The organism is Vreelandella sp. DA03-1M, from assembly GCF_055725665.1.
On the sequence record NZ_CM146798.1, the window covers coordinates 4,283,597 to 4,308,969 of the forward strand.

17 protein-coding genes, 1 tRNA gene and 1 pseudogene are annotated in these 25,373 nt (G+C 54.0%); 11 read left to right on the forward strand and 8 right to left on the reverse strand.

Annotated features, from left to right (window positions below):
• Positions 1 to 27 precede the first annotated feature (27 nt).
• Genes hglS through ACXUPB_RS19925 form a run of 3 tightly spaced genes read right to left on the reverse strand, consistent with a single transcriptional unit; the run spans position 28 to position 5,797 of the window.
• Positions 28 to 1,401, reverse strand: coding sequence for a 2-oxoadipate dioxygenase/decarboxylase HglS (gene hglS / locus ACXUPB_RS19915; RefSeq protein ID WP_472954301.1), 1,374 nt, complete (start codon positions 1,399 to 1,401; stop codon positions 28 to 30).
• Complete coding sequence (ydiJ, locus tag ACXUPB_RS19920) at positions 1,398 to 4,547, reverse strand: D-2-hydroxyglutarate dehydrogenase YdiJ (RefSeq protein ID WP_472954304.1); 3,150 nt, start codon at positions 4,545 to 4,547, stop codon at positions 1,398 to 1,400. The genes hglS and ydiJ overlap by 4 nt, the downstream gene beginning before the upstream one ends.
• The gene (locus ACXUPB_RS19925; RefSeq protein WP_335597097.1) at positions 4,544 to 5,797 is read right to left on the reverse strand and encodes a 2-aminoadipate transaminase; all 1,254 of its coding nucleotides are present in this window, start codon (positions 5,795 to 5,797) and stop codon (positions 4,544 to 4,546) included. Before ACXUPB_RS19925 ends, ydiJ begins: the two co-directional genes overlap by 4 nt.
• A gap of 451 nt (positions 5,798 to 6,248) precedes the next feature.
• On the opposite strand from ACXUPB_RS19925, the gene ACXUPB_RS19930 reads away from it, so the two are divergent.
• The 6 genes from ACXUPB_RS19930 to ACXUPB_RS19955 all read left to right on the forward strand — a co-directional run bounded on the left by ACXUPB_RS19930 (position 6,249) and on the right by ACXUPB_RS19955 (position 12,884).
• Positions 6,249 to 6,572, forward strand: coding sequence for a hypothetical protein (locus tag ACXUPB_RS19930; RefSeq protein ID WP_472954308.1), 324 nt, complete (start codon positions 6,249 to 6,251; stop codon positions 6,570 to 6,572).
• A 57-nt stretch (positions 6,573 to 6,629) separates the two neighbouring features.
• Complete coding sequence (locus ACXUPB_RS19935) at positions 6,630 to 7,931, forward strand: IS1380 family transposase (RefSeq protein WP_472954311.1); 1,302 nt, start codon at positions 6,630 to 6,632, stop codon at positions 7,929 to 7,931.
• 154 nt (positions 7,932 to 8,085) lie between these two features.
• Positions 8,086 to 8,811 (forward strand): TAXI family TRAP transporter solute-binding subunit, encoded by a 726-nt coding sequence (locus tag ACXUPB_RS19940; protein WP_472956766.1) that lies wholly within the window; start codon positions 8,086 to 8,088, stop codon positions 8,809 to 8,811.
• Between the two features lie 84 nt (positions 8,812 to 8,895).
• Positions 8,896 to 9,888 carry an IS30 family transposase gene (locus ACXUPB_RS19945; protein ID WP_350359360.1) on the forward strand — a complete coding sequence of 331 codons (993 nt, stop codon included), beginning with the start codon at positions 8,896 to 8,898 and terminating at the stop codon, positions 9,886 to 9,888.
• 177 nt (positions 9,889 to 10,065) lie between these two features.
• A complete protein-coding gene (locus ACXUPB_RS19950) occupies positions 10,066 to 11,919 on the forward strand; it encodes a TRAP transporter permease (protein WP_472956767.1) in 1,854 nt (617 codons plus the stop codon).
• Between the two features lie 77 nt (positions 11,920 to 11,996).
• The gene (locus tag ACXUPB_RS19955) at positions 11,997 to 12,884 is read left to right on the forward strand and encodes a LysR substrate-binding domain-containing protein (RefSeq protein WP_335597099.1); all 888 of its coding nucleotides are present in this window, start codon (positions 11,997 to 11,999) and stop codon (positions 12,882 to 12,884) included.
• Between the two features lie 67 nt (positions 12,885 to 12,951).
• On the opposite strand, the gene ACXUPB_RS19960 is transcribed toward ACXUPB_RS19955, so the two are convergent.
• The 3 genes from ACXUPB_RS19960 to ACXUPB_RS19970 are packed head-to-tail and all read right to left on the reverse strand — an operon-like array spanning position 12,952 to position 16,487.
• Complete coding sequence (locus ACXUPB_RS19960; RefSeq protein WP_335597100.1) at positions 12,952 to 14,358, reverse strand: Na+/H+ antiporter NhaC family protein; 1,407 nt, start codon at positions 14,356 to 14,358, stop codon at positions 12,952 to 12,954.
• A gap of 35 nt (positions 14,359 to 14,393) precedes the next feature.
• Positions 14,394 to 15,683, reverse strand: a complete 1,290-nt coding sequence (locus ACXUPB_RS19965) for an NAD(P)/FAD-dependent oxidoreductase (RefSeq protein ID WP_472954316.1) — start codon at positions 15,681 to 15,683, stop codon at positions 14,394 to 14,396.
• A 6-nt stretch (positions 15,684 to 15,689) separates the two neighbouring features.
• Positions 15,690 to 16,487, reverse strand: a complete 798-nt coding sequence (locus ACXUPB_RS19970) for an IclR family transcriptional regulator (RefSeq protein WP_335597101.1) — start codon at positions 16,485 to 16,487, stop codon at positions 15,690 to 15,692.
• Positions 16,488 to 16,799: 312 nt separating this feature from the next.
• Between ACXUPB_RS19970 and ACXUPB_RS19975 the strand changes: the two genes are divergently transcribed.
• Both ACXUPB_RS19975 and ACXUPB_RS19980 read left to right on the forward strand, forming a co-directional pair.
• On the forward strand, positions 16,800 to 18,074 hold the full coding sequence (locus ACXUPB_RS19975) for an O-acetylhomoserine aminocarboxypropyltransferase/cysteine synthase family protein (RefSeq protein WP_472954319.1): 1,275 nt from the start codon (positions 16,800 to 16,802) through the stop codon (positions 18,072 to 18,074).
• Between the two features lie 457 nt (positions 18,075 to 18,531).
• A pseudogene (locus ACXUPB_RS19980) lies at positions 18,532 to 19,908 on the forward strand (NCS2 family permease).
• Positions 19,909 to 20,120: 212 nt separating this feature from the next.
• Here the strand turns inward: ACXUPB_RS19980 and ACXUPB_RS19985 are convergent.
• A tRNA-Arg gene (locus ACXUPB_RS19985) sits at positions 20,121 to 20,197 on the reverse strand.
• A gap of 145 nt (positions 20,198 to 20,342) precedes the next feature.
• Here ACXUPB_RS19985 and ACXUPB_RS19990 point away from each other — a divergent pair.
• The 3 genes from ACXUPB_RS19990 to ACXUPB_RS20000 are packed head-to-tail and all read left to right on the forward strand — an operon-like array spanning position 20,343 to position 23,122.
• Positions 20,343 to 21,338 carry a TRAP transporter substrate-binding protein gene (locus tag ACXUPB_RS19990; protein ID WP_472954321.1) on the forward strand — a complete coding sequence of 332 codons (996 nt, stop codon included), beginning with the start codon at positions 20,343 to 20,345 and terminating at the stop codon, positions 21,336 to 21,338.
• A complete protein-coding gene (locus ACXUPB_RS19995) occupies positions 21,339 to 21,863 on the forward strand; it encodes a TRAP transporter small permease (RefSeq protein ID WP_472954323.1) in 525 nt (174 codons plus the stop codon).
• A complete protein-coding gene (locus ACXUPB_RS20000; RefSeq protein WP_472954326.1) occupies positions 21,860 to 23,122 on the forward strand; it encodes a TRAP transporter large permease in 1,263 nt (420 codons plus the stop codon). Before ACXUPB_RS19995 ends, ACXUPB_RS20000 begins: the two co-directional genes overlap by 4 nt.
• Positions 23,123 to 23,204: 82 nt before the next feature.
• Here the strand turns inward: ACXUPB_RS20000 and ACXUPB_RS20005 are convergent, their stop codons facing one another.
• On the reverse strand, positions 23,205 to 24,998 hold the full coding sequence (locus ACXUPB_RS20005; RefSeq protein WP_472954329.1) for a methyl-accepting chemotaxis protein: 1,794 nt from the start codon (positions 24,996 to 24,998) through the stop codon (positions 23,205 to 23,207).
• Between the last annotated feature and the right edge of the window lie 375 nt (positions 24,999 to 25,373).

A 25,373-nucleotide genomic window follows, 5' to 3' on the forward strand; every position in this document is an offset into this window, starting at 1 on the left:
CGTCATTGTGCCACCTCCATCCAGGGCCTAGGCGTGTACCTCGCCTTTCAAACTCGCCAAGACACTTGCTTTCGATGCCCGCTCGCGCTCTGCGTAGAGCGATAACTCGTCGGTTACCTGAGCACCCAAAGCTTCTTCAAAGGCATCACGATTCGCATTTCCGGCATAGGCCTCGTTCTGCCCTCCACCTAGATTCGACTGGAAAATACCCGCCGCACTCACCGGCAGAAAGTCTTCATAGGTAATCGGCTGTACTTCCACCAGCCCCTGCGCGATTAACGCATTGATATCGGTACTTCCAACGTCTTTATTGGCCTGCCCTTTCTCGGTCAGATAATAGTGAAAATACGCTAATGCCTCACGGCGCATTGCCTCGTCGTTGTCAGGGAATTTGGCAAATACGTTTTTCATTACCGTTTGGTGCGAATCGTTATCCAGCCCAGCGGTTTGCTTGCGACCTTCAGTAAGCAACTGGTCATAAAGTGCACGCCCTTTCGGCGTTAGCGCCACACCCCGCTGCTCAATTTCACCAAAGCGAGCGGTGTGGGTGCCTTGCGCATCACCGGCAAAGCGAATTGATTCTTCTAACGCTTTAAAGCTGGTTTGGCGCAGCAATATGGGGCATTCTCGCTGCGGTGGCCCTTCAATAACGAGCTTAGGATTCATGCCCATCTCCGGCATGCGGCGCTGCACTTCGTCAATATCCAGGGTGCGCGGCGTCAGGTGATTAATATGCGGCCCACGGAAGCACACTACATCGGCAATCAAACGGTGCTCATCTTGAAGCGCATGATAGGTATCCAAATCGACCGTCGCATCTTGGTGCCAACGGAAGGTTTCCAGGGCTTCTTTTACAAACTGATCGGCCTCTTCGCTGGTTAATCCATCCTGGGTTTCGTGACGTTCAATGAACTCACGCGCGCCTGGTGTAAAAATATCTCGCTTGGCCAGAATTTCCTCTGAGCGCTGGCGCAGCGTCTCGCTTTCGATTAACTCTAAACGCAGTAGCGATGTAAAAATGCGGAAAGGGTTGCGTGCCAGCGCTTCATCTTCGATGGGTCGGAAGGCTGTTGAGTGAACCGGAACACCCGCTTCGGAAAGATCGTAATAACCCACTGGGTACATGCCCATAACGGCAAACAGGCGGCGCAACATGGAAAGCTCTGAGGCAGTACCCACGCGAATTGCCCCGTGGCGCTCTACGCTCAAGCGGGCCAGTTCACCCTGTGCTTCCAGGCGACGTTGCAATTCAGGCTGCTGACTAAGCGTTTCTTGGTTAACGCGCTCGACGAGTTCAAGCAGCGTGCCGTACTGCGGCACCTCTGCTTGATACATGGCCGACATAGCCTTAGAGAAACGGTCACGAATATCATCGGTTGGAAGAAGTGTTGTTTGGGTCATTTCGTAGCTCTCTTTTGCATACTGTTAATTTGAAGATGAGATGCTGACTTCCATTGCGCCAACAGCGCCTGTAACGGGTGCAGCAGTACTTGTTGCGAATAACGCTTCACTTGGCTACGACAGGAGTAGCCTGTCGCCAATAGTTTGCCTGCGTTTTCATGTGCCTCTACGTGGGGCTGCCAGGACTGAGCGTAGATGGTTTTTGACGTAGCGGCGTTGCGAGTTTCGTCGCCGTAGGTGCCAGACATACCGCAGCAGCCGGTGGCCATCAGCTCAAGCTCTAACCCAAAGGCCGCGAACACTTGCTGCCATGCTTTAAGGCTACCCGGTGCATTGGTTTGCTCGGTGCAGTGGGAGAGCAGCTTAAAGCCGGGGTCGGTTAGCTTAAGCTGGTTGGGCGCTAGCATGTTAATGCGGGTCGCCAGCCACTCCTGCAGCATCAGCACCTCTGGCACGGCCTCATTACCTAGCGCTTTGACGTACTCCTGGCGGTAGGTGAGCGTCATCGCCGGGTCGATGCCCACCAGGGGGATATCAAAGCGGGCCAACGTGCGTAGCCGTTCGGCCTGCTTGGCGGCGGTACGTTCGAAGGCGCCCAGAAAGCCCTGTACCTGGAGGGGTTTGCCGTTAGCCGAATAGGGCATCACAAACACGCGTAGATTGAGGCGCGATAGCAGTTCCACAACGTCCATCACCAGCTTGGCTTCAAAGTGGGTAGTGAAGGCATCCTGCACAATAATCACGCTATTGGCGCGCTGCTGTTCGGTTAATAGGGACAGCGAGAGCGGCGTTGCCTCGGCGACGCCCCAGGCCTTCAGCTGCTTTTTCACACTGGCCCGTGAAAGCGCCGGTGAATCGCTCATGCCCAGCGTACGGCGCATCAGTTTTTCCACCCAACGTTGGCCAATCACCGCGTTATACAGCGGCGCGGCCTTGGACAGGGTAGGCAGCATAAACTCGGTACTACCGATGACGTAATCACGCAGCGGGCGCAGGTAGCGGCCGTGGTAGACCTCTAAAAACTGCGAACGGAACTGAGGGACGTTGACTTTGACGGGGCACTGTCCGGCGCAGGACTTACACGCCAAACAGCCCGCCATGGCATCATAAACTTCATGGGAGTAGTCGTGGTGCTGCTTGCGGCTTAGCGTATTAGCCACTCTTAACGGAAAGCTTTTAATAAAGCCCCAGCCGCCTTCGGCTTTCTTCTTGCGTGACTCTTCAACCACGTCAATCCCTGCCTGGGATTGCAGGCGTAGCCACTCGCGGATCAGACTGGCGCGGCCTTTGGGCGAGTGGCGGCGATCCCGCGTCGCTTTCCAAGAAGGGCACATGGGGTCGTCTAAATCGTAGTTGTAGCAGGCGCCGTTACCGTTGCAGTACACCGCGGCGTCGTAGGCCTGCCAGGCACGCTCGCCGATGGTGCGATCCAACTGGCCACGAGTAGTGACGCCATCGATCGCCAGCAAATCAGGGTCGCTCTCTCTGGCAATCAGTTGGTTCCCCTCGGCGGGGGTGGCGATCTTGCCGGGGTTCAACTGATTGTAGGGGTCAAACGCGGCTTTAACCCGCTGTAGGCTGGGATAGAGTTTGCCGAAGAACTTGGGAGCGTACTCAGAGCGCACGCCCTTGCCGTGTTCGCCCCATAGCAGCCCGCCATATTTTTGGGTAAGTGCGGCAACTTCATCGGACACCGCACGAATCAATTGCTCCTGCTCGGGATCCTTCATATCAATGGCCGGACGTACGTGGAGTACCCCGGCGTCCACGTGGCCAAACATGCCGTAGGAGAGCCCTCGGGCATCCAGCGCGGCACGGAACTCGGCGATGAAGTCGGCCAACTGCTCCGGGGGCACCGCGGTGTCTTCCACAAACGGAATGGGCCGCTTCTCGCCCTGGACGTTGCCAAGCAGGCCCACCGAGCGTTTGCGCATGGCATAGACTTTCTGAATCTGCCCGCGCCCTTCGGCCAGGGTGTAGCCCAGCCGTTCGACAGTCGTGTTCTGGCTCAAGTGCTCAGTGAACGCCCGCACCCGCTCGGCCAAGCGCTCAGGGTCATCGTCATTGAATTCGACCAAGTTGATACCGCGAATCGGCGTTTTTAAAGCAGGGAAAAACGCTGCTACGCTGTCCCAGACGAAGTCTTCCATGGCCAGTTGCAGCACGGTGTCGTCGATGGTTTCGATAGAGGTGGGGCGCAGCGTCTGCGGCTGGGGTTGTGAAGAACGAGCGGCCATGAGCGCTTTAGCATCTCGCAGGGCGTCCATAAAACTGGTGTAGCGCACATTGACTAGAATGGAGTGATTTGGAATCGGCAGCACGTTCAACACCGCTTCGTTCAGAAAGCCCAGCGAGCCTTCCGAGCCACACAGCAGGCTGTTGAGGTTCAGCTGCCCCTCATCGTTGCGCAGGTGGGCCAGATCGTAGCCGGTTAAACAGCGGTTGAGCGGCGGAAAGGTTGTCTCAATCAACTCACGCTGCTGATCGATAATCTCGGCCGCGGTGGTATGCACGAGACCAAGAATGCCTTCTTGCTGACACTCAGCCTGCTCTTCGTCCTGTGTTAGCGCCCGGCTGTGCAGGTGCTTTCCACCGATCAGAACGGTATCGAGTTCCAGCACATGATCACGGGTTTTGCCGTATTCGCAGCTGCCCTGGCCGCTGGCATCGGTAGAAATCATACCGCCAATGGTGGCGCGGTTAGAGGTCGAGAGGTCAGGGGCGAAAAACAGCCCGTGGGGCTTGAGCGCAGCGTTGAGCTGGTCTTTCACCACCCCGGCCTGCACGCGCACCCGGCGTGCTTCTACATCGATCTCCAGGATCTGGTTCATGTGGCGGGATATATCCACCACGATGCCGTCGGTGAGCGACTGACCGTTGGTGCCGGTGCCGCCGCCCCGCGGGGTCAACACAATGCCCCGGTGGGAGGTCTGCGCGGCCAGTCGGGTCAGGCGTTCTAGGTCTGCTGCATGCTTGGGGTAGACCGCCGCCTGGGGCAGGCGCTGGTAAATCGAATTATCCGTCGCCAGAACTGTGCGGTTGGCATAGTCGGGGGCAATTTCACCTTCAAAACCGCGGGCGCGCAAGGCTTCGAGAAACGCCACATACCCTCTTCGCAGTGCCACCGCACTGACCATTGCGATCATGCCTTGAGCGTCTCCAGCGCCTGCTCGATGAGCCCTAGCCCCTCTGTCATGATTTCGGGTTCTGTAGTCAACGGTGGTAATAAGCGTAAGACATTACGTTTGCGACCGCTGGGCATTAATAAAACTCCGGCATCACGACCGGCTACCAACAAGTTGGCTAAGTGCTCCGCACCCGTTGCGTTTTCAGTGTCTTCAAAAACGATGCCGCGCATCGCGCCTATACCTGTCATAGCCCCCACCATGGGGAAACGCTCACTTGCCTTCCAGCGCTGGTAAGCACTAACAATCGCCGCTTCTTGGGCCTTACCCCAAGCGCTTAGCGCCTCGTCTTGCATGATATCCATCACCGCCAGTGCGGCTGCGCAGGCCACCGCATTACCCGAATAAGTACCTCCCAACGCGCCTTTCGGTAATGCATCCATTAACTCTTTACGACCTACTAAGGCGGCGAGTGGAAGACCTGATGCAATACTTTTTCCTAGTAGAAGTAGGTCGGGTTCGATGCCTAAGTGACTGAAACCAAAGCGCATACCGGTTCGTCCGAAACCTGATTGGATTTCGTCACAAATCAATATAATGCCATGCTGATCGCAGATTGCCCGCAGCGCTTTGGCAAACTGGGGACAAAGTAAGCGAAATCCGCCTTCTCCCTGAATAGGCTCAACGATGAAACAGGCCACTTCGCTGGGGGCAATCTCTACGTCAAAAACACGCTCTAACGCAGCCAGCGACTGCTCGGCGGATACCCCACTATCTTGGCTAGGAAACGGTACGTGATAAACGGGGCCTGGAAGCGCTCCTAATCCTGCTTTATAGGGTTTAACTTTGCCGTTCAAATTGAGTGCTGCCAACGTGCGACCGTGGAAAGCATCGTCAAAGGCAATAACGCCTTGGCGACCAGTGACACCACGGGCGACTTTCAGTGCATTTTCTGTCGCTTCCGCGCCACTATTCGTCAACATGCATCCAAGCGGGTAAGAAACCGGTACAAACTGATCAAGGCGCTCTACGACAGAAAGGTAGCCACGGTGAGGCAATGCATTAAACGCTGAATGCATGAGGGTATCGACCTGCGCCTTGACGGCCTCGACCACCGCTGGGTGGCCATGCCCCAGGTTAAGCACACCAATACCACCAATAAAGTCGATATAACGCTGCCCCGCCTCATCCCATACCTCTGCATTACGCCCTTTAGTAATACAAACCGGATGAAGGATGCCTAATGCACTGCTGACGTAGGGAAGATCCATCGTCGTAAACGCTCCTGAAATTACCGTATATTCACTTATCAAACAGGTTCATACAGCAGATCACAAACGAAAAAAAACACCAAACACATGCCAAGCAGGAATGCATGGGGAATAGACACTTGATTTAGAAACAGGAACAGCAGCAACTCAGCATAGCCACTTACTGCAGCCATCTATTACGCTATACAGACTAAAAAAAGAAAAAACGGTGCCGGACGCGCTGAAATAAAGCACAGATCATTAATTACATAAGGGATTCCTTAAAAGCACCTTTCATGACAAAATGGAATGCGTACGCAACTTAATTTCTTTTGTCTGTCGAGCTAGATACGTGAACAATAGCCAGCTACCTTTTTCGCGGCCTTTTTCACTGATTGATCCCCAGACGGTCGGATTGCGAAAATAGCTAAGCATAATTTAATTAAAAATAACTTAATTAGCAGGAGTCAATATGAAAAACATTCCCTCTAAAGTGCTATGTGGCGTTGGCGCTACTCTTCTGTTGGCGGGCTGTGGTGGCGAGAGCAAACCAAATATCGCCATTGGCCCCCCGGCCAGTACCACTCAAAGCGTTTCCCAACTACTTTTTGATGCCTACGGTATTGATAGCGATAAGTACAATACCTACCAGGAAGGTTTTGGTGCTGCACTCGATGGTGTACAAGATGGCAACATCGATATTTCCATCGGTATTCTTGGTTTACCTTCTGGTAGCATTGAGAACCTACAAGCTACTAGCCCGGATTTCTCACAGGGTATAAAAGAAAGCGGCTGAAAGTGTTAACGTTTCAGGGCCTTACACCAAAAACCAACACCAACAGCCGCTTCCAAAATGGTACCTGAAAAGCTGACCTTCTCGCCACTCTCTCGCCGCCAAATTGAAGCCGACTTCTCCGGGGGCCACATTACGTCGGACGCCGGATTACTCCTGCTTCGTGAAGTCGATAAACAGCATCGCCTAACACGCCGCTTGGCCGCCGTGCTTCATGATCCCCGCTCACCGGAACAGGTTCGTCATAAGCTCGACACGTTGGTTCGTCAGCGGGTGTTCGGTGTCGCCGCTGGCTATGAAGATTTCAACGACCATGAGGCCCTGCGCTATGATCAGGCCCTTCAGACAGCGCTCGGTGAAGAGGATACGCTGGCAGGCAAGTCGACGCTGTGCCGGGTGGAGCAGAACGCCGATCGGCAAGCAATAGTGAAGGCCCATGAGTTGCTGTGGCATCACTTCATTGAACAGCATGACGAACCACCCAAGGAGATCGTGCTGGACTTTGATGGCACCGACATCCCCGTGCATGGCGAGCAACCCGGCAAGTTCTTTAACCGTTATTACGATCACCACTGCTACTTCCCACTGTATGTCTTCTGTGGGCGCCACTTACTGGTGAGCTATCTGCGCACCAGTGACCGCAGCGACAGCCGCCATAGCTGGGCGATCCTCGCCTTACTGGTACGCTTTATCCGTCAATACTGGCCCGATACGCGCATCGTGTTACGAGGTGATAGCCACTTTTGTCGTCCCCGGATGCTGAACTGGTGTGATCGGCATCACGTCGACTACATCGTGGGAATCGCAAAGAACAGCCGGCTGCTCAAGGAAGTGGACGTCCCCATGATGCTGGTGCGCAAGACCCAATGGCAGGTGGGAGGGAAAGTAGCGGGGACGTTCCGCTTCCAGTATCAAGCCCGCTCCTGGAAATACCCACGCTGGGTGGTGGCCCGCCTAGAAGAAGGTGAGTTAGGCTCTAATCCCCGGTTTATCATCAGCTCTCGTTACGATGACGGCTTCACGCTTTACTACGAGCAGTACTGTGCCCGGGGTGACATGGAGAACCGGATCAAGGATCAACAACTGAGCCTGTTTGCTGACCGGACCTCCAGCACGCACTGGTGGGCCAATCAGTGGCGGCTGATCTTGTCGGGCTTCGCTTATACGCTGTTCGAGCGGTTACGGACTTACCTGAAGCACACGCCCTTCGCGTGCATGAGTCCAAGCAACCTGAGGCTCAAGCTCATCAAAGTAGGCGCGGTCATCCTCCGCAATACGCGCCGCATCCGGGTGTTGATGAGTGACAGCTACCCCTATAAAACGGCGCTATCCGATCTGGTCAGGCGGTTGGTGCCGAACTGACTGCTCGGGCGCCCCCGGCCCGACGCAATGGGGGAAAGGGGGAAGTGTGTCTGAAGGACGGAAAGTGGTTAAAAAGTAGCCGATGTAAGTCGAGCCAGTAGGTGTTTAGCGGTGTTACAGCCTGAGTGCGGTACTGGCTGAGGTACTATGAGAAATCCAGGCTAGTGGCGATGCACGCCTGATTAATTTAAGCGATGACGCTATTGATTATATTGAAGAGAATAGTGCCTATCAGCGCTTTACTATTCCTGCTAATAGCTATGCTTTTCAAAATGAGGACGTAAGTACTATTACTGCTTACGCCATTTTAGTTGGCAATACAAATACCATCGATGAAGACCTAGGTTATGAACTAGCGCGTTTAATGCATGAACATGCTGAAGAAAACACGCACTCTCAATCTGCGTTTATTACCCTTGAAAATGCACTGAATGGTTCAGAAGGTTTGCCCATTCACCCTGGTGCTAAAAAGTATTATGAAGAGCAAGGCCTCACCGTAGACAGCCCTGTTGCTGAGCTTGGCAATACCGAAGCCAAAGAAGAATTTATTTTAGGCACCGGCAGCCAAGGTGGCACTTACTACCCGCTGGGCGGCGAGATGGCCACTATCTGGAACCGTTACTTAGAAAATCAGAATTTTACGAATATTGAAACTGGCGCCTCAATCGAAAACTTAGTGAGCATCCGTGATAACAATATGGATCTCGGGATGACCGTGCACGCACCGGCGCAAGATGCCATTGCGGGAAGCGGAGAGTTCGACAGCGGTGCTATTGATAACGTCGCATTTATCGGACACATCTACCCTGAAGTCATTCAGATTATCACCCGTGAACGCTCCAACATTGACAGCCTAAGTGATCCTGGATTCATAGAATAAGCGCAGCACTTTGGATCACAAGGTAGAGGCAGGAGGGCCAGCGCCGGTACCCTCTCTGCCTTACCTACCAAAGTGAAGCAGAGCATGGGATACCGACAACTGACCCAAATCCAACGATACCAAATTTTTGCCTATCTTGAGACCGGCATCAGCCAGCGACAGATCGCCCAGGCCATTGGTGTCCACAGCAGCACCATTAGCCGCGAGATAAAACGTAACGGTCTGACCCGTGGTTATGCGCCTGAACAGGCCCAATTGGTAAGTGATCAGCGCCGACGCACCGCCTGGAAAGTGACTAAACGACTACCCAGCCTGGTTCGCTGGGTCACTGGCCAATTGATGGACGAATGGAGCCCTCAACAAATCAGTGGTTTTATGGCCAATGCCAACGGAGTCTGCGTAAGCCATCAGTGGATCTATGCGTTAATCTGGGACGACAAGAAGCACGGTGGAACCTTATGGAAACGGCTCCGGCTGCCACGCCAGCGGCGCTATCAGCGCCAATTGGCTAAGCGGGCGGGGTTAGGCAAAATCCCGCACCGAGTAGGCATCGAGCAGCGCCCTGCCAAGGTGGAAGAACGGCGCCATATCGGACATTGGGAAGGCGACACGGTGCTTAAGGGCCACAAAGAATCCGGGCTGGTGACCCTGGTCGAAAGACGCAGTGGCTACCTCTTGGCAGCGCGGCTGCCAACAATCACCGCCACTAGAACGGCACAGGCGATGACGCGGTTATTGGCACCACGCCGAGGGGCAGTGCACACCATCACTTTGGATAATGGGTCGGAATTCGCCGAGCATCGGAAGGTTGCCAAGTCCGTCTCGGCCAAGATCTATTTTTGCGACCCGTACCGCTCATGCCAGCGTGGTACTAATGAAAACACCAATGGTCTGATTAGGCAGTATTTTCCTAAAGGTACTGACTTCCGCAAAGTGACCAATGCCGAGCTACGAAGAGTCGTCAATAAGCTAAACGATAGACCAAGAAAGCGGCTGGGATACCGAACCCCAGCCCAGGTGTTCTTAGGTGAATACTCAGGAGCGCTAGAAACCGCAGGTGCTGCACTTATTAGTTGAATTCAGGATCTAACCGATTGATATTCCCTTTTCGCCGCTGGCTAAGCCAGCGGCGTTATAAGTATGAGGTTTTATCGTGGATAAAAAAAAACTCCTGACGAAGCGACGCTTTTAAAAAAGTATGATCGTGAGTCACAAATACGTTCGGCACTACAACTAGGTAAGTGGGGATGGCTGATCACCCTAATGGGTGTATCCCTTACATGCTTTCATCTCTATACCGCTTATTTTGGTACGCTACCGTCGCAGCAGCAAGGCGCTGTTCACTTAGGCATTGCTTTGGGGATGATCTTTATTCTATTCCCTGCAACGCGCGGCGCGGGCAAGCGTAATGGAGTGCCGTGGTATGACGTACTACTCGCATTCGCCGCAACCTTTGCCGCCTACTATAAGATACTATTTTACGAAGAAGTACTTCGTGCAAGGATCACGGGCTATTCAGCCTTTGATCTAACGCTTGCGGCACTCGGCGTACTGTTTGTACTAGAAGCGACTCGCCGTACTGTAGGTATGCCAATCGTTGTCATGGCCACGTTGGCAATACTCTATGCGCTGTTTGGCAATTTAATCCCAAGCCCTTTGCTTTCTCATCCAGGCTTCTCTCTTGAGCAGGTGTCACCCTACTTATGGTTCAGAGAAAGCGGCGTTTTTGGTACGCCTCTGCAAATATCGGCGCGCTTTATCTTCTTGTTTTTGTTTTTCGGCGTTGTCCTGATGCATACCGGAGTAGGTCGATTCTTTAATGACTTAGCTTTTGCGTTAACCGGGCGCTTTACCGGCGGCGCCGGCAAAGCAGCCGTTATAGCAAGCTCTTTGCAGGGAATGATTTCGGGGAGCTCTATTGGCAACACCGTAGCGTCTGGCTCTTTCACCATACCCATGATGAAAAATGCCCGTTTTAAACCCGAGGTAGCGGGAGCAGTCGAAGCTCCAGCCTCTACGGGGGGACAAATCATGCCACCCTTAATGGGCGCGGCGGCGTTCATAATGGTGGAGTATGTAGGCGTTTCTTACCGTGAAATCATGTTTTCGGCTCTGATTCCCGCCATCCTCTATTTCGCTAGTATTTTTATCGGAGTTCATTTCGAAGCCAAGCGCCATCGCATTCTAGGCCTGCCTAAAGATCAACTGCCCAGCAAACGTAAGCTCATACTGTCAAAAGGCTACATGCTGTTGCCTTTGCTCGTCATTATTACGACGATTAGCGTTGGTTTTACAGCACAACGAGCAGCGCTACTGGGGATAGCATGTGCTTTTGCTGTCAGTTTGGCGCGCAAAGAAACACGGCCCTCATTAAAAGATATATTAGTTATCTTCGAAAAAGGTGCGCGTGTGGCACTGCCAGTGATCGCAGCTGTGGCTTGCGCAGGCATTATCGCTGGCGTGGTAGGCATGACAGGTATGGGATCAAAATTTGCCGCCGGGATTATTAGCTTGGCTGATGGCGTTTTGATACTTGCGCTCTTATTTACGATGATTGCCTGTATTGTTCTAGGCATGGGATTACCCACAACGGCAAACTATGTGGTCACCGCTACGATTGCTGCACCGGCGCTTATTAATGAGTTTGGCCTTCCGCCAATGGCGGTGCATTTGTTTGTCTTTTATTTCGGCATTATTGCCGATATTACGCCCCCTGTTTGTTTAGCAGCGTTTGCCGGCGCAGGCATTGCGCAAGCCAACCCGATGAAGACCGGTTTCACTGCAGTTAAATTGGCGATTGGTGCGTTCATTATTCCTTACGCCTTCATTTATAATCCCATGCTGGTAATGGTTGAACCTACGCCGCTAGGGCTTTTAAGCGCATTGTTCTTTTCACTTGCAGGGATTATGGGAGTAAGCAGCGCGCTACTGGGTTACTTTGTACGCGATTCACTCTTTTGGGAGCGTCTGGTACTGTTCGGAGCTGGGCTTGCTATGGTGGTTCCTGAGTTGCTAACCAGCGGCTTGGGCTTATTAGCCATGGGATTGGTTGGCTGGCTCCAATCACGCCGACCTGACAAATTTCAGGAAGCAGCGTCGCTCGCCTAATGAACCATTTTAAAAGCCTAGCTTCCCCCCGGCGCTTAGTCTCCGGGGCGGCTTTTAGGTTATCAGGAGCGCCTGGTTTGGCATCACGCAACCTTCCATCTACCGCGGCTATGCAGTGCTTTGAAGCGGCAGCACGTCATATGAGTTTTACTCGGGCCGCGGACGAGCTAAACCTCACGCAAAGTGCTGTCAGCAAACAAGTCGCTCACCTCGAAACTACCTTGCAACATAAGCTATTTCGTCGCGTGCGACGTAGCCTGCTGCTTACCCCAGAAGGCGCCATCTTTTTAAGTGACGTGCGTAAAGTACTCACTCAAATTGAAATGTCGACTCAAGCGATAATGACCTACAGCGGAAATAGCGAGGTCCTTAAAATCGCAACGTTACCGAGCTTCGGTAGCCGTTGGCTGGCTAATAAATTGCCTGCGTTTCTAGCGGACAATCCAGGCATTAGCTTGGAGTTTCATGACCGGGTAAAGGATTTTGATCTTGAACAACAAGATATAGATATCGCACTGTTTTATGGGCATGGAAGTTGGCCAAGCCTTGCGTGTCATAAGCTCATTGACGAGGATATGGTCGCGGTTGCATCTCCAGAATTACTGGCTCAACACCCCATTAATTCGGTGGCTGATTTAACTCAATTACCTCTACTCCATCTTTCGACCCGACCTGACGCTTGGCACCACTGGTTTGCAAACCAAGAGATCATCACTGACCGTAGCTATCATGGCACTCGCTTCGAGACTTTTCCTATGCTAGTGCGAACGGCAATGGCAGGCGGTGGCGTCGCGTTGGTCCCTCACTTTACCGTCGATGAAGAGCTGGAAGGTGGCCGACTAACGCTGGCTTGGCCATATAGGTTGCTCAGCGAGAGTGCTTATTATCTCGTTTATCCAGAGCACTTAGGGGAGCTCGCCAAGGTGCGACGCTTTGTAAAGCATATTACTCAATTTAGTGATTAATAAACATGCCCTTCCCAATTTAAGCCCTGCAATAACGACTTCTGTCGGTTGTCGCAGGGCTTATCGCTTACAGCATGAGGCCAAGTAACAAATAAGCGGCCAAGGAAACCATAGCAACGGCGAGCGCAAAGGGAATTTGCGTTTTGATATGGTCGATATGGTCAGAGGCGGCGCCTGTCGAGGCAAGTACAGATGTATCCGACAGTGGAGAGCAGTGGTCACCAAATACACCCCCACCAGCCACTGCCGCGACAGAAGCGTAAACCAGTGGAGTAATCATATCGCCGCTAAAGTTGAAGGCGAGCGGCACCGCCAGTGGCATCATAATCGCGAAGGTGCCCCATGATGTGCCGGTGGAAAAGGCGATAACAGCTGCAATAAGAAACGTCATGGCCGGAAGCAAAGCAGGTGTTAGCCAACCTGCGGTGGCTTCGACGATATAGTTGGCCGTGCCCATGTCTTTGGAAAGCTGGTTCAGCGAGTAGGCTAAAGCCAGGATGATGATGGCGGGCATTACCCCCTTCATCCCGGCAAGCGAAGTTTTCATGATGTCGTTGAAGGGAATGCCCTGCAAGCGCATCACGATACCTAGAAACACGGAAGCAGCCAGAAAAGCCTCCATGGTCTTGGCCGAGTCCATGACAATGAAGGTGCCCACGGCGACACCGATCACCACCAGTACAGGTGCAAAAAAATTCCAAAAAAGGTTGGTACGAGCGCCTTCATAGGGAGGAATTTCAGTCAGCTCTTCCCCCACCAACGGCTCCGCCCCGTCACGCAATACCTTGCCCTCTTCCTGCGCCCGGCGCTCTGCTTCACGCATAGGACCAAAAAGCGGAATGACACCAACAATCACTAACCCCACTACCAGCACAGAGAGCCAAGCATAGAGATTAAATGGTATCGCATTAAGAAAGACGCCCATTGCCTGTGCAGCATTCTCGATAGGGCCCATACCAATCAACAGGCCAGAAATGAAGACCGCCCAGCCGGTAATTGGAACCATGACGCTCACTGGGGCCGAGGTAGAGTCGGCGATGTAAGCGAGTTTCTCGCGTGAAACTCGGTATCGATCTGTCAGCCCACGCATCGTACTACCAACAAATAGAGGGCTAAAGTAATCACTAAAGAAAACAAACATGCCCATGACCCAGGCGATCAGCTGTACCCGCACTCGCGATAAGGCGCGTCGTTCCACCCAGGCGGTAAAGTTCTGAATCGCCCCAGTGCGCTGGAAAAAAGCGATCACCGTACCGATGAACAGTTCCAGCAGCAGTATCCAAGAGAAACTGGTGGTGCCCAGGGTTTCCTTTAATAGTGTTGGAAAGCCCATCAATCCATTGCCTAGGGTAATGACCCCCACAAAGCAGGCAACGGCCAGCGAGAAGACGGTGTTGCGAGTAACAAATGCCAGCACTATAGCTAATGCCGCCGGCATGATGGACAACAACCCAATATGATCTTGAGGATCCATTGTAATCTCTCTTTTTTATAATGAAGGTTGGAGAATCAGGTTTCGTGTTTTGCCTTACGGCGCTCCACTTCGCTGGTCAGGTAGAAACCAAATCGGCGAATGGGATCAGGTGGCATCCAGCTCGCTTTGCCAAACAACAATGCAATATCTTCAACCGGCTGCCCCAGCGCGTGTCGCGCCAATGCATCACCTAGGAAGGTACCTTTAACGATACCACCGCCATTACAGCCCGCAGACACATACAATCCGGGCTGGATCTCACCCCAGAGGGGGGCACCGTTATAGGTCAGCCCGGTGGTCCCCCCCCATACCTTATCGAAGCGCACGGGGGTGAGTTCGGGATAGCGCGCCTCAAGGCTCGCTTTCAATTGGTTTTCGATACGGGCGTTATCGGCTTCGCGTTCATAGCTGTAACGTGAGCGAATCATCAAACGCCCATCGGCCGTAGTACGCAGCGTACAGCCCAACCGATGGGCGGGTAGCAGCCCCCAAGTTGCCGCGGCGATGCGTTGACGCTCCGGCTCCGCCAATGGTTCGGTAATTGCGGCATAGGTGTAGATCGCAGTTAACCGTGATGGGTCTGCACCAAAGGCTCGGGAAAAGGCGTTATTGGCAAGAATTACTCGCCCTGTCACCACCTCCCCTTCAGGTGTGATAACACGCCACCTCCTACCATCAGGAACGATCTGGATTGCTGGCGAGTTCTCATGCAGTTCTATCCCCGCGTCCATTGAATCAGCCAAACCTACGATTAACGCTGCTGGCTGGACTAGATAACAGTCCGGCGAATAAATGCCTTGCGCGTAGTAGTTCGTACCGATTCGCTCAGCGAGTTGGTCGCCATTCAAGGTTTGATAGGACAGACCTGCAGCCTCAAGAAAGCTTTCGTACTGTTTCAAGGCACGCTGACCCACTGCGCTCTTGGCAGCCCTGTAAGTGCCGCTATGCTTCAGTTGGCAGTCGATACCTAAACGTTCAACACGCTCGCGCAGGAGCGCCATGGTCCGGCGGCTCACTGCATTCAGCTTGCCCATGCGCTCCAGCTCTTGGGGTCGGGCATCGTTAGCTAAGGCAATCTCCAGCATGAAACCGGAGTTACGTCCTGGGCTACCTTCGCCGACCCGGTCAGCTTCGAGAATTTTGATGCGGTCCTCGGGGCGTGCCTGCCGCCAGGCGGTGGCTGCCGCAAAGCCGGTATAACCCGCCCCGATGATGACGACATCTACCTCTGATCGACCACTTAAAGCTGGCCGTACCTTGCGCTCGGGTAGCCAAGCATTCCAGCCGCAAGAGCGCTGATGGGAAGGATGCGTAGTTTGTGTCATGGTGATTTAATCCAAATACAACAGGCCATGGGCTTTATTGACCATGGTGGCAACTTCTTCCTGCATGCCTTGGAGCACATCCAATTTATGATCCGTCGTCATTCGAGACTTGAGCATTGAACAACTCATGGCTCCCAGGGGGTGGCCACTATGATCGAGGATGGGAATAGCCAAGCCGCAGTATTCGGGCAGCAAGGAGCCCTCCACACCGCGGGAATAGCCATGCTTCAGTTGGTGAGAAATTTCGTCTTCGATATCGGCTATGGCAATTGCGTATTCGTCCATTAACCGCTCAGCGTTATGGTTGAGTATTTCGTCTCGTTCATCACCGCCTAGGTAGGCAAGTAAGGCAACAGAGGCTTGCCCGACGCCTAGTGGCAAACGCCCACCTGTGGCCCTTACGAAACTGCCCACAGGATAAGCGCCATTCTGTACTTCAAGGCAAACAGCATTGACGCCATCGCGAGCAAATAGATAAAAGCTGTCTCCCCAGCGTTGTGCCAAAGCCAGCAATCTTGGCCGGGCTAAATCACGCAAACCAGCGCCATTTCCCGCTTGTGCACCAAGCACCAACAATTCATAACCAAGCAAATAACGTCCGCGAATGGGTGAAGAACGCAAAAACCCTTGCTGTTTAAGCCCTTTTAGCAATCGATATAGCGTTGGACGGCTGAATTCTAGCTCGTCTAGGTAGTCGTCGATGCTGGCCCCACGGTGCCCGCCACTCGCCGTGATCTGCAATATCTGCATGGCATGAACTAATGTCGTTGGGGACTGATGAGTATTGCTACCGTTTACAGGCATATCGCGTGTCATTTTTTGTTTATGTAAGACAGAACATAACAAGACAATTTTAGTAGTTCATCTCATTAAATGAGACACATCATTTAATGACTGATCCACAACCACAGCCGTAGGTCTACTCATAATTCCAATTGAAAAGCAATGGCAGGAATATGCGGATTTTTTGTATTTTAAATATGGAAGGAGATGCTAAATGCTTAATGATTGCAAAATTAGCATTAATTACGAGGAGTGAGTCCGACTAAACGACGTTGGCCCACGCGCCTAGACTTCTCTAAGATCAGAGTTACTTTTGCTTTAAGAGCCGCCCTTATGAAACCTGAAACTATCGCCCTTCACCATGGCTACGTGCCGGATTCACAAAATGCCGTTGCGGTGCCGATTCATCAGACCACCTCGTTCTCATTTGACAGTGCGCAGCACGCAGCGGACCTGTTTGATTTGAAAGTGGAGGGAAATATTTATTCCCGTATTATGAACCCTACCTGCGCCGTTCTGGAGCAGCGAGTGGCTGCGCTGGAAGGCGGCATTGCGGGCCTAGCGGTGGCATCGGGGATGGCCGCAATCACCTATGCTATTCAAACCATCGCCGAAGCGGGCGATAACATTGTATCGATTAGCGAGCTGTATGGCGGTACCTACAACCTGTTTGCTCACACGTTGCCGCGTCAGGGTATTCAGGTGCGGTTTGCCGATAAAAATGATATTGCGGGCATCGAAGCGCTGATTGATGAACGCACTAAAGCAGTATTTTGCGAAAGTATCGGCAACCCCTCCGGTGGCGTCGTCGATTTACGTGCGCTTGCCGATGCTGCCCATCGTCACGGAGTGCCGGTGATAGTGGATAACACTACCGCCACGCCATTTTTATGTCGGCCAATTGAGCATGGAGCGGATATTGTCGTCCATTCGGCGACCAAGTATATCGGCGGCCACGGCACCACGGTGGGAGGGGTCATTGTGGATTCAGGTAAATTCCCCTGGGCTGAACATGCCAGCCGGTTCCCGCTGCTGAACGAGCCGGATGTCTCCTATCATGGCGTTAGCTATACCCGCGATGTGGGCGATGCAGCATTTATTACCCGAGCCCGGGTAGTACCGTTACGCAATATGGGGGCGGCACTATCTGCTCAGGCGGCCTGGAACCTTCTGCAGGGGCTGGAAACGTTGTCACTGAGGATTGAGCGTATTTGCGCTAACGCGCTGGCGGTGGCGAAGCACCTAGAAAGCCATCCCCAGGTGGCGTGGGTGCACTATGCAGGATTGGAGAGCCACCCAGACCACGCACTCGCGCACCGCTATATGCATGGTCATGCCTCGGGCATTCTTAGCTTTGGTATTGTGGGCGGCCAAGCCGCTGGCGAACGCTTTTATGATGCGCTATCGCTCATTCTGCGGCTGGTGAATATCGGCGATGCCAAGAGTTGTTCCTCTATTCCGGCTTCTACCACGCACCGCCAGCTAAATGACCAAGAGCTAAAAACAGCGGGCGTTACCCCAGATATGGTGCGCCTGTCGATTGGCATCGAGCATATTGACGATCTGCTGGCGGATATCGATCAGGCGCTAACCTCTTCCCAAGACTAGCGGCGCGTTTTAGGTGCCTGACTATGACTAAGCCACCCTAGCAGCTCACCCTTCCGCATGCCTCAGAGATCGAGCGTCTCTAGTTACAGATTTCGTCCAGCACCTTAGCGCTTATTGGCAGTAGCGCTGGGTGCTTCACCGAAGCGTTTCCGGTAGGCGCGGGTAAAAAGGGAAATAAAGTTACGGGAGGGATGTTTTCATCGAACTAATGCCTCCAAACCGGAGGCATCGCCAATATTGAATTCAAATTGCAGCTCATACATTAGAAAAAATTCATTGGGCTTGATAGCCCGCTGCCTGACGCTCCCCAAGGTAAACGAGTTCATTGAAACCATTTTTCCTGCCTTGACCGACTCTGACTACGCTCATAGACTTGACCGAATGGTCAGCAAATAATCAAAGACCGTTTATATCCAATAACGACACCTCCAGCCATTACAATAACAAGGTATCGGGTATGCAAGAGACAACAGCTTACTCATCCGAGAAGCTCAATCCGGATGTTGACGATGCGGAGCGCCATCTGCCGTTTCTGGATCGATTTTTTAACGTATCTAAACGCGGCTCTTCAATAAAAACCGAGGTTCTCGCTGGCCTTGCCACCTTTCTTGCTGGCATGTATATCATCGTGGTCAACCCAGCCGTACTCAGCGATGCTGGCATTCCCTTCACGGCCGCGCTCTCAGCCACTGTTCTGATCAGCTTCATGGGCAGTTTGGCCATGGCATTTTACGCCCGCAACCCCATTATGGTGGCACCGGGCATGGGCATGAACGCGCTGTTTACCTACACCTTAGTGCTGGGTGCTGGGATCAGTTGGGAAGTGGCACTTGGTTGCGTATTCTGATCCGGGGTAATCTTTGCGGTGCTGGCGCTGTTCAATGTACGCAAGGCCGTCATCGAGGCGATCCCGTTGTCGCTGCGCTATGCAATTACCTGCGGTATCGGGCTGTTCATCACCTTCATTGGCCTGCAAAACGCAGGCTTCATTGTGGGAAGCGATGCCACCGTGGTGTCGCTTGGCACCATGGACGCCCATCTGGCTACGTTCTTTCTGGGGCTGATTGCCACGGCGGTGTTCGTGATCATGCGCTTTAACGGTGCACTGGTCATGGGCATTGCGCTGACCACACTGGCTGCCGCGCCCATGGGGCGGCTGTGGGGCGACGAAGTCATGGTGGCTTGGACAGGCCTTGCCGCCTGGCCGGATTTCAGCGCAGTGATGATGGTGGACATCATGGGTGCGCTGAAAGTCGCCTACCTACCGTTCATCTTCGTGATGCTATTCACCAACTTCTTTGACGCCATGTCGTGCTTTATGGCGTTAGCCGAAACCGCCGACCTCAAGGATAAAGAGGGCAATCCACGCAACCTCAAGCGCTCAATGACAGTGGATGCTTTTTCGTCGATGATAGCCGCTCCACTTGGCACCAGTGCCGCGCAGACGTTCATTGAGTCCGGGGCGGGCGTGGCCCAAGGCGGGCGCACTGGGTTAGTGGCACTGGTGATTGCGTTACTGTTCCTGCCGTTCTTGTTTCTCTCGCCGCTACTTTCGCTAGTGCCAGGCATTGCCACCGCACCGGCGCTGGTTATGGTGGGGTTATTCATGATGGCTCCAATACGCAAGATCGAGTGGGAGCACTTTGATCAGGCGTTCCCCGCATTTCTGGCCATCATCCTGATGCCGCTGACCTACTCAATCACTCTGGGCATTGCTTTTGGCTTTATCAGCTTCGTGTTGATCAAAGTACTCACCGGGCGCTTTAGTGATATCAAGCCGGCCATGTGGATAACCGCCGCGCTATCGGTAGTCATGCTATTCACCGCGCAATAAGCGATCTGCCGTCTGCACTGAGCCAGGCGGCATTTCGAACTGAAGGGAATTGATCTCGCAGGCTTTTGTCATCTCAGCCTGAAAGTCGATGTAACGTCTTGATGTAAGCGCCATATTTGGCATTACCTTGCGCCGAGCTTGGCACACTGATGACACAGATTTGACACACGCAAAAAAAAGGGCCTACGCGTTAACGTAAGCCCTTGATATTATGGCGCGCCCGGCAGGATTTGAACCTGCGACCCTCGGCTTCGGAGGCCGATACTCTATCCAACTGAGCTACGGGCGCTTGTGGGTGCGTATCGTAACCGTGCAGGCGCGCTGTGTCCAGCCGCGAAGCGGTTTTGCGGGCTTGTTGAATTGACCCTTTTCCCTTCTCTAGTGCATGCTTTGGAAGCACTTCTGCACCTTAGAAAAATCGGGAACACAATAAAATGAAAACATTTGCACGTAGCACGCTGGCACTGGGCATCTCACTGGCGCTGGTGAGCGCCGCGAACGCCGCTGATTTTGCTGATATGGACCCTGTTACCCTGCGCCTGGCCCACGTGGTCAACGAGCAGGATGGTTTCCACATCGCCGCCACCAAGTTTGAAGAGCTGGTGGAAGAGCGTACCGACGGCAAGGTCGATATCGAGATTTTCCCCAACGCCACCCTGGGTGATGAACGCACGCTGCTGGAAGGCATGCAGATCGGCACTGTGGATATGGGCGTAATCACCAACGGGCCGGTGGCCAACTTTGTGGAAGAGATGGCGGTGTTTGAACTGCCGTTCCTGTTCCCCTCCCCAGAAGCCGCTTACGAAGTGCTCGATGGCCCGATTGGTCAGGAGCTGCTCGATAAGCTTTCTGAGGTGAATCTGAAAGGCATGGCCTACGCAGAGCGCGGTTTCCGTAACCTGACCAACAGCGAGCGGGCGGTTAATTCGCCGGAAGACCTGGATGGTCTGCGCATCCGCGTGATGGAAAACCCGGTTTACACCGATACCTTCCGTGAGCTGGGCGCCAACGCGATTCCCATGGCGTGGACCGAAGCGCTTACCGCCATGCAGCAAGGCACTATCGATGGTCAGGAAAACCCGGTGAACGTGATTCACTCGTTCAACCTGGATGAAACCCAGAACTACATGACCCTTTCGCGCCACACCTACGCCCCGGCGATTTTTGTCATGGGCATGCCTGCGTGGAGCCAACTGCCGGAACAGGCGCAAGAGGTACTACTTGAAGCAGCACAGGAAGCTGCCGAGCACGAGCGCCAGGTGAACGCAGAGATGGAGAGCGAGCAGCTGCAAGCGCTGCGCGATGCGGGCATGGAGATTAACGACACACCGGATATGGAAGCCTTCCAAGCCGCCGTCGCGCCGGTGTATGAGAAGTACGGCGAGCAGTTCGGTGATTACCTGCCGCGCATCCAGGAGGCGCTCAAGTAAGTGACCACCACGACTCAACCGCTGTTAAAGCTGCTGCGTCGAATCGAGCGCGGGCTGGATGCCATCATCCAGCCCGTGGTCTTTGCGGGCATGGCGGCGCTGATTGGGGTGATTACCCTGCAGATCGTCTCCCGGGTGCTGTTCACCGCCGTCGGCTGGACGGAAGAAGTCGCCCGCTTTCTGTTGGTGTGGATCACCTTCCTGGCGGGTACCCTGGCATTTCAGCGAGGGCGACACATTGCCGTGACCTTTGTGGTAGATGCCCTACCCGGCCGCCTGCGCCAAATCGCGCGCATTGTTGCCCTACTGATTGTGCTGGCGTTTATGATCACGCTGATCGTGATCGGCTACCGCTATATGCAGGTGCAGAGCTTTCAGAAATCCGCCTCGCTGCGGCTCTCGATGACCTACGTCTACGCGGTGATGCCGATCTGTGCGGCGATCATGGCGTGGTATGCGCTGGTGGATATCATTGAACTGCTGCTGGGCGACGAGACGACCCACGTTCAGGAGGAGCCGCTATGACGCTGCTGCTCTTCGGGCTTTTCTTCCTGTTTATGCTGCTGGGCGTGCCGATTGCCTTTGCGATTGGTGCTAGCACGCTGTATGCCCTGCACCAATCCGGCGTGCCGCTGATGGTGGTCACCCAGCAGATGTTCCAGGGCATCAACTCCTTCGCCCTGGTCGCGATCCCGATGTTTATCCTCGCCGGGGATTTGATGGCCCAGGGCAAGGTGAGCGAAAAGCTGGTCAGCTTTGCCGATTCGTTAGTCGGCTTTATGCGTGGCGGGCTGTCGGTGGTCTCCGTGATGGCGGGCATGTTCTTTGCGGCGATCTCCGGCTCAGGTGCGGCCACTACCGCAGCGGTGGGTTCCAGCCTGGTGCCGGAGCTCAAGCGCAAAGGCTATGACCCAGCCTCAGCGGCCAGCTTAATCGCCGCCAGCGGCACCATTGGGGTGGTGATCCCACCCTCGGTGCCGATGATCATCTACGCGGTCATCGCCCAGCAGTCGGTTTCCAAGCTGTTCCTGAACGGCTTTTTGCCGGGGCTGGCGATGGGGTTGGGATTGATGGCGATAGCGATTGCCCAGGCCTACAAGCGCCAATACCCCAAGGGCACACCGCTCTCGCTGACCACCATTTGGCATACCTTTAAAGATGCCAGTTGGGGGTTAATGACGCCGGTGATTATCCTCGGCGGTATCTTCTCGGGGATCTTCACCCCGTCAGAGGCGGCGGTCGTGGCGGTGAACTACGCCATGCTGGTGTCGCTGTTTGTCTATCGTGATCTTAACCTGCTGCAGATTTACAAGCTGCTGATCCGTTCGGCGATGACCACCGCGGTGATCATGCTGGTGATTGCGATGTCGGCGGTGCTGAGCTGGACGCTCTCCAGCTGGCAAGTGCCGGGGGCGATTGCCCAGGCCGTGCTGTCGCTATCTACCAACCCTTACGTGATTATGCTGCTGATCGTGGGGATTATTCTGCTCACCGGGGTATTTATTGAAACCGCCAGTGCGCTGATTATCCTCACGCCGGTGCTGTTGCCGCTGGTGCTGCAACTGGGGATTGATCCGATTCACTTTGGCTTGATTATCGTGGTGGGGCTCTCCATCGGCATGATTACCCCACCGGTGGCGATCAACCTCTATGTAGCCTCATCGATCACCCAGCTACCGCTGGAGCGCATTACCCGCGCGATCATTCCTTACCTTCTGGGGTTGATCGGGGTGCTGCTGCTGGTCGTCTATGTGCCGATCTTGTTGGGCTGGTCAGGCGGTTAGCCACGCGCTTTCTGAGAGCGGTAAACGCAATGGGGCTTGCCACTTGGCAAGCCCCGTTTTTTTACTGATGGCTGAACAAACGTTAGAACGCTTCCCACTCATCTTCGGCCTGACGGCTAGATGACGGCTGTGACGAGGGCTTTGCAGCAAGCGCTGGGCGTTTCAGACCGTTCGCATTGCCACGCTGGGAGTCAGACGGCGAGGCCAGCGCCTGATGCCGCTGCGAGGGCTCATCTTCACCCAGCACAAAGGAGTTGATCAGCTGGTTCAGGTGCTCCGCATGGCGGCGCATGTTGGCGGCAGCGGTAGTGGACTCCTCCACCATGGCGGCGTTCTGCTGGGTCATGGTATCCATTTCAGCCACGGCGGTGTTGATCTGGCCAATACCGCTGCTCTGCTCCTTGGCACCGGCGCTGATCTCGCCGATCACATCGGTGACTTTCGCCACGCTGGAGACAATTTCGCGCATGGTGTTGCCCGCGTTGCGCACCAGCTCCGCCCCGGAGTGGGTGTGCTTCACAGAGGCATCGATCAGCGTGCGGATCTCTTTAGAGGCATCGCTGGAGCGGCTGGCCAGAATACGTACTTCCTGGGCGACGACCGCAAAGCCGCGGCCATGCTCCCCCGCCCGCGCGGCTTCCACCGAGGCGTTAAGCGCCAGGATATTGGTCTGGAAGGCGATGGCATCAATCATGCTGATGATGTCGCTGATGCGCGAAGCGGAGTCATTGATATCGCGCATGGTGCTTTCCACCTGCCCCATCGCGGTTTCACCCTCGCGGGCTACATCAGCGGTAGACTGCACTAGCGTGTTGGCCTGCTGGGCATTGTCGGCGCTGTGATTAACCGTCGAGGTGATCTCTTCCATGGAAGCTGAGGTTTGTTGCAGGTTCGCGGCCGCCTGCTCGGTACGGGTGGCGAGTTCTTCAGAGCTCTGCGAGATTTCCCCCGCCGCTTGATGCACGCTAAGCGTACTGCGGCGTACATCACGCAGCGTATCCTGCATACGCGCTACAAAGGCGTTGAACTGAACGCCAAGGTCGCCGATTTCATCGCCGCTTTCTACTGCCAAGCGACGGGTTAAATCACCGCGCCCCTGGGCGATATCGTGCATCGCCGAGGCGGTACGCTTGATCGGTCCCAATGTACGGCGCACAAAACCATACGCCACCAAGGCAATCACGCCGAACAGTACCAGCGCCAACAAGGATGAAATCATAATCGATTGGCGCAAATCGGCAGCCGCATCGGCTTCCAGCTCAGCCATGGATTGGTCAACGTCGGTAACATAAACGCCCGCGCCTACAATCCAACCCCATTTTTCCAGGCGATCAATATAGGAGTGTTTCTGTTCCGGCTCTCCGCTGCCAGGATATTCCCAGGGATACTCATAAAAGCCACCGCCATCTTGGCCTACCTGGATAAAGTCACGCACGATGTAAGACCCATCAGGCGCTTGTAGTCCGCTTAAGTCCTGGCCTTCCCGCTCTTGGGAGTGCGGAAGTACCACGTTGGTGCCATCGTAGTCGTAAACAAAAATGTAGTTTTCACCCTCAAAGCGCATTGAACGCAGCATCTCAGCAGCGCGTTCCTTGGCTTCGCGGTCGTTGGCATCGGCGTCGTTGTAGATGGGCGCGATAGCGGTAGTCGCCATCTGCACAATGTCGCGCACCGAGGCTCGTCGCTCTTCAATCAATTGTTCGCGCTGTTCCACCAGCGCCTCACGGGTATCTTGGGTACTGCTAAAGGCGTCAAACCCGACCAAGGCGACCGTGACCAACAAAAGCGGAAACAAAACCAGTATCAACACCTTGGTTTGCAAGCCAAGGCCTGACTTAGGGGGAGACGTATTAGAATGGATAGGCAGAGTGGGCATTGTGTGTCTTCCAGGTTCGATCTTGAGAAGGGTTTTAGCGTATAGACTAAGTATATATCGACTGAAAGTGTGTCAACTTTAACCACTTTTTTAGCTTTTTTGCTTTTTTGCTTTATAGGCAACTATTTAGCTAAAAAACCTTCGCTCCATAACCTAGGTTAAGGTAAAAGCACACTAATCCATTCATGGTGGGGAAGTGGTGGCCAAGGATGGCCCGTTTTAGCAAGACGCTAACACATGTTCTTCGGTTGCCTTGATCTTTTCTACCGCCTGATCAAGGCGACCTTTTTATTGATAATGTCTTTCTTCCCTTCTTTTAATAACCTCGTTATCTACTCTCGATCTAACATTTCCTGTCGTCCTTGTTATTTGCGT

Coding starts and splice junctions, on each gene's coding strand:
- ACXUPB_RS19990 (WP_472954321.1), top strand. CDS start 20,343: ATGAAAACATTTGCACGTAGCACGCTGGCACTGGGCATCTCACTGGCG.
- hglS (WP_472954301.1), bottom strand. CDS start 1,401: ATGACCCAAACAACACTTCTTCCAACCGATGATATTCGTGACCGTTTC.
- ACXUPB_RS19935 (WP_472954311.1), top strand. CDS start 6,630: ATGGTACCTGAAAAGCTGACCTTCTCGCCACTCTCTCGCCGCCAAATT.
- ACXUPB_RS19925 (WP_335597097.1), bottom strand. CDS start 5,797: ATGGATCTTCCCTACGTCAGCAGTGCATTAGGCATCCTTCATCCGGTT.
- ACXUPB_RS19965 (WP_472954316.1), bottom strand. CDS start 15,683: ATGACACAAACTACGCATCCTTCCCATCAGCGCTCTTGCGGCTGGAAT.
- ydiJ (WP_472954304.1), bottom strand. CDS start 4,547: ATGATCGCAATGGTCAGTGCGGTGGCACTGCGAAGAGGGTATGTGGCG.
- ACXUPB_RS19930 (WP_472954308.1), top strand. CDS start 6,249: ATGAAAAACATTCCCTCTAAAGTGCTATGTGGCGTTGGCGCTACTCTT.
- ACXUPB_RS19975 (WP_472954319.1), top strand. CDS start 16,800: ATGAAACCTGAAACTATCGCCCTTCACCATGGCTACGTGCCGGATTCA.
- ACXUPB_RS19970 (WP_335597101.1), bottom strand. CDS start 16,487: ATGCCTGTAAACGGTAGCAATACTCATCAGTCCCCAACGACATTAGTT.
- ACXUPB_RS19960 (WP_335597100.1), bottom strand. CDS start 14,358: ATGGATCCTCAAGATCATATTGGGTTGTTGTCCATCATGCCGGCGGCA.
- ACXUPB_RS20005 (WP_472954329.1), bottom strand. CDS start 24,998: ATGCCCACTCTGCCTATCCATTCTAATACGTCTCCCCCTAAGTCAGGC.
- ACXUPB_RS20000 (WP_472954326.1), top strand. CDS start 21,860: ATGACGCTGCTGCTCTTCGGGCTTTTCTTCCTGTTTATGCTGCTGGGC.
- ACXUPB_RS19945 (WP_350359360.1), top strand. CDS start 8,896: ATGGGATACCGACAACTGACCCAAATCCAACGATACCAAATTTTTGCC.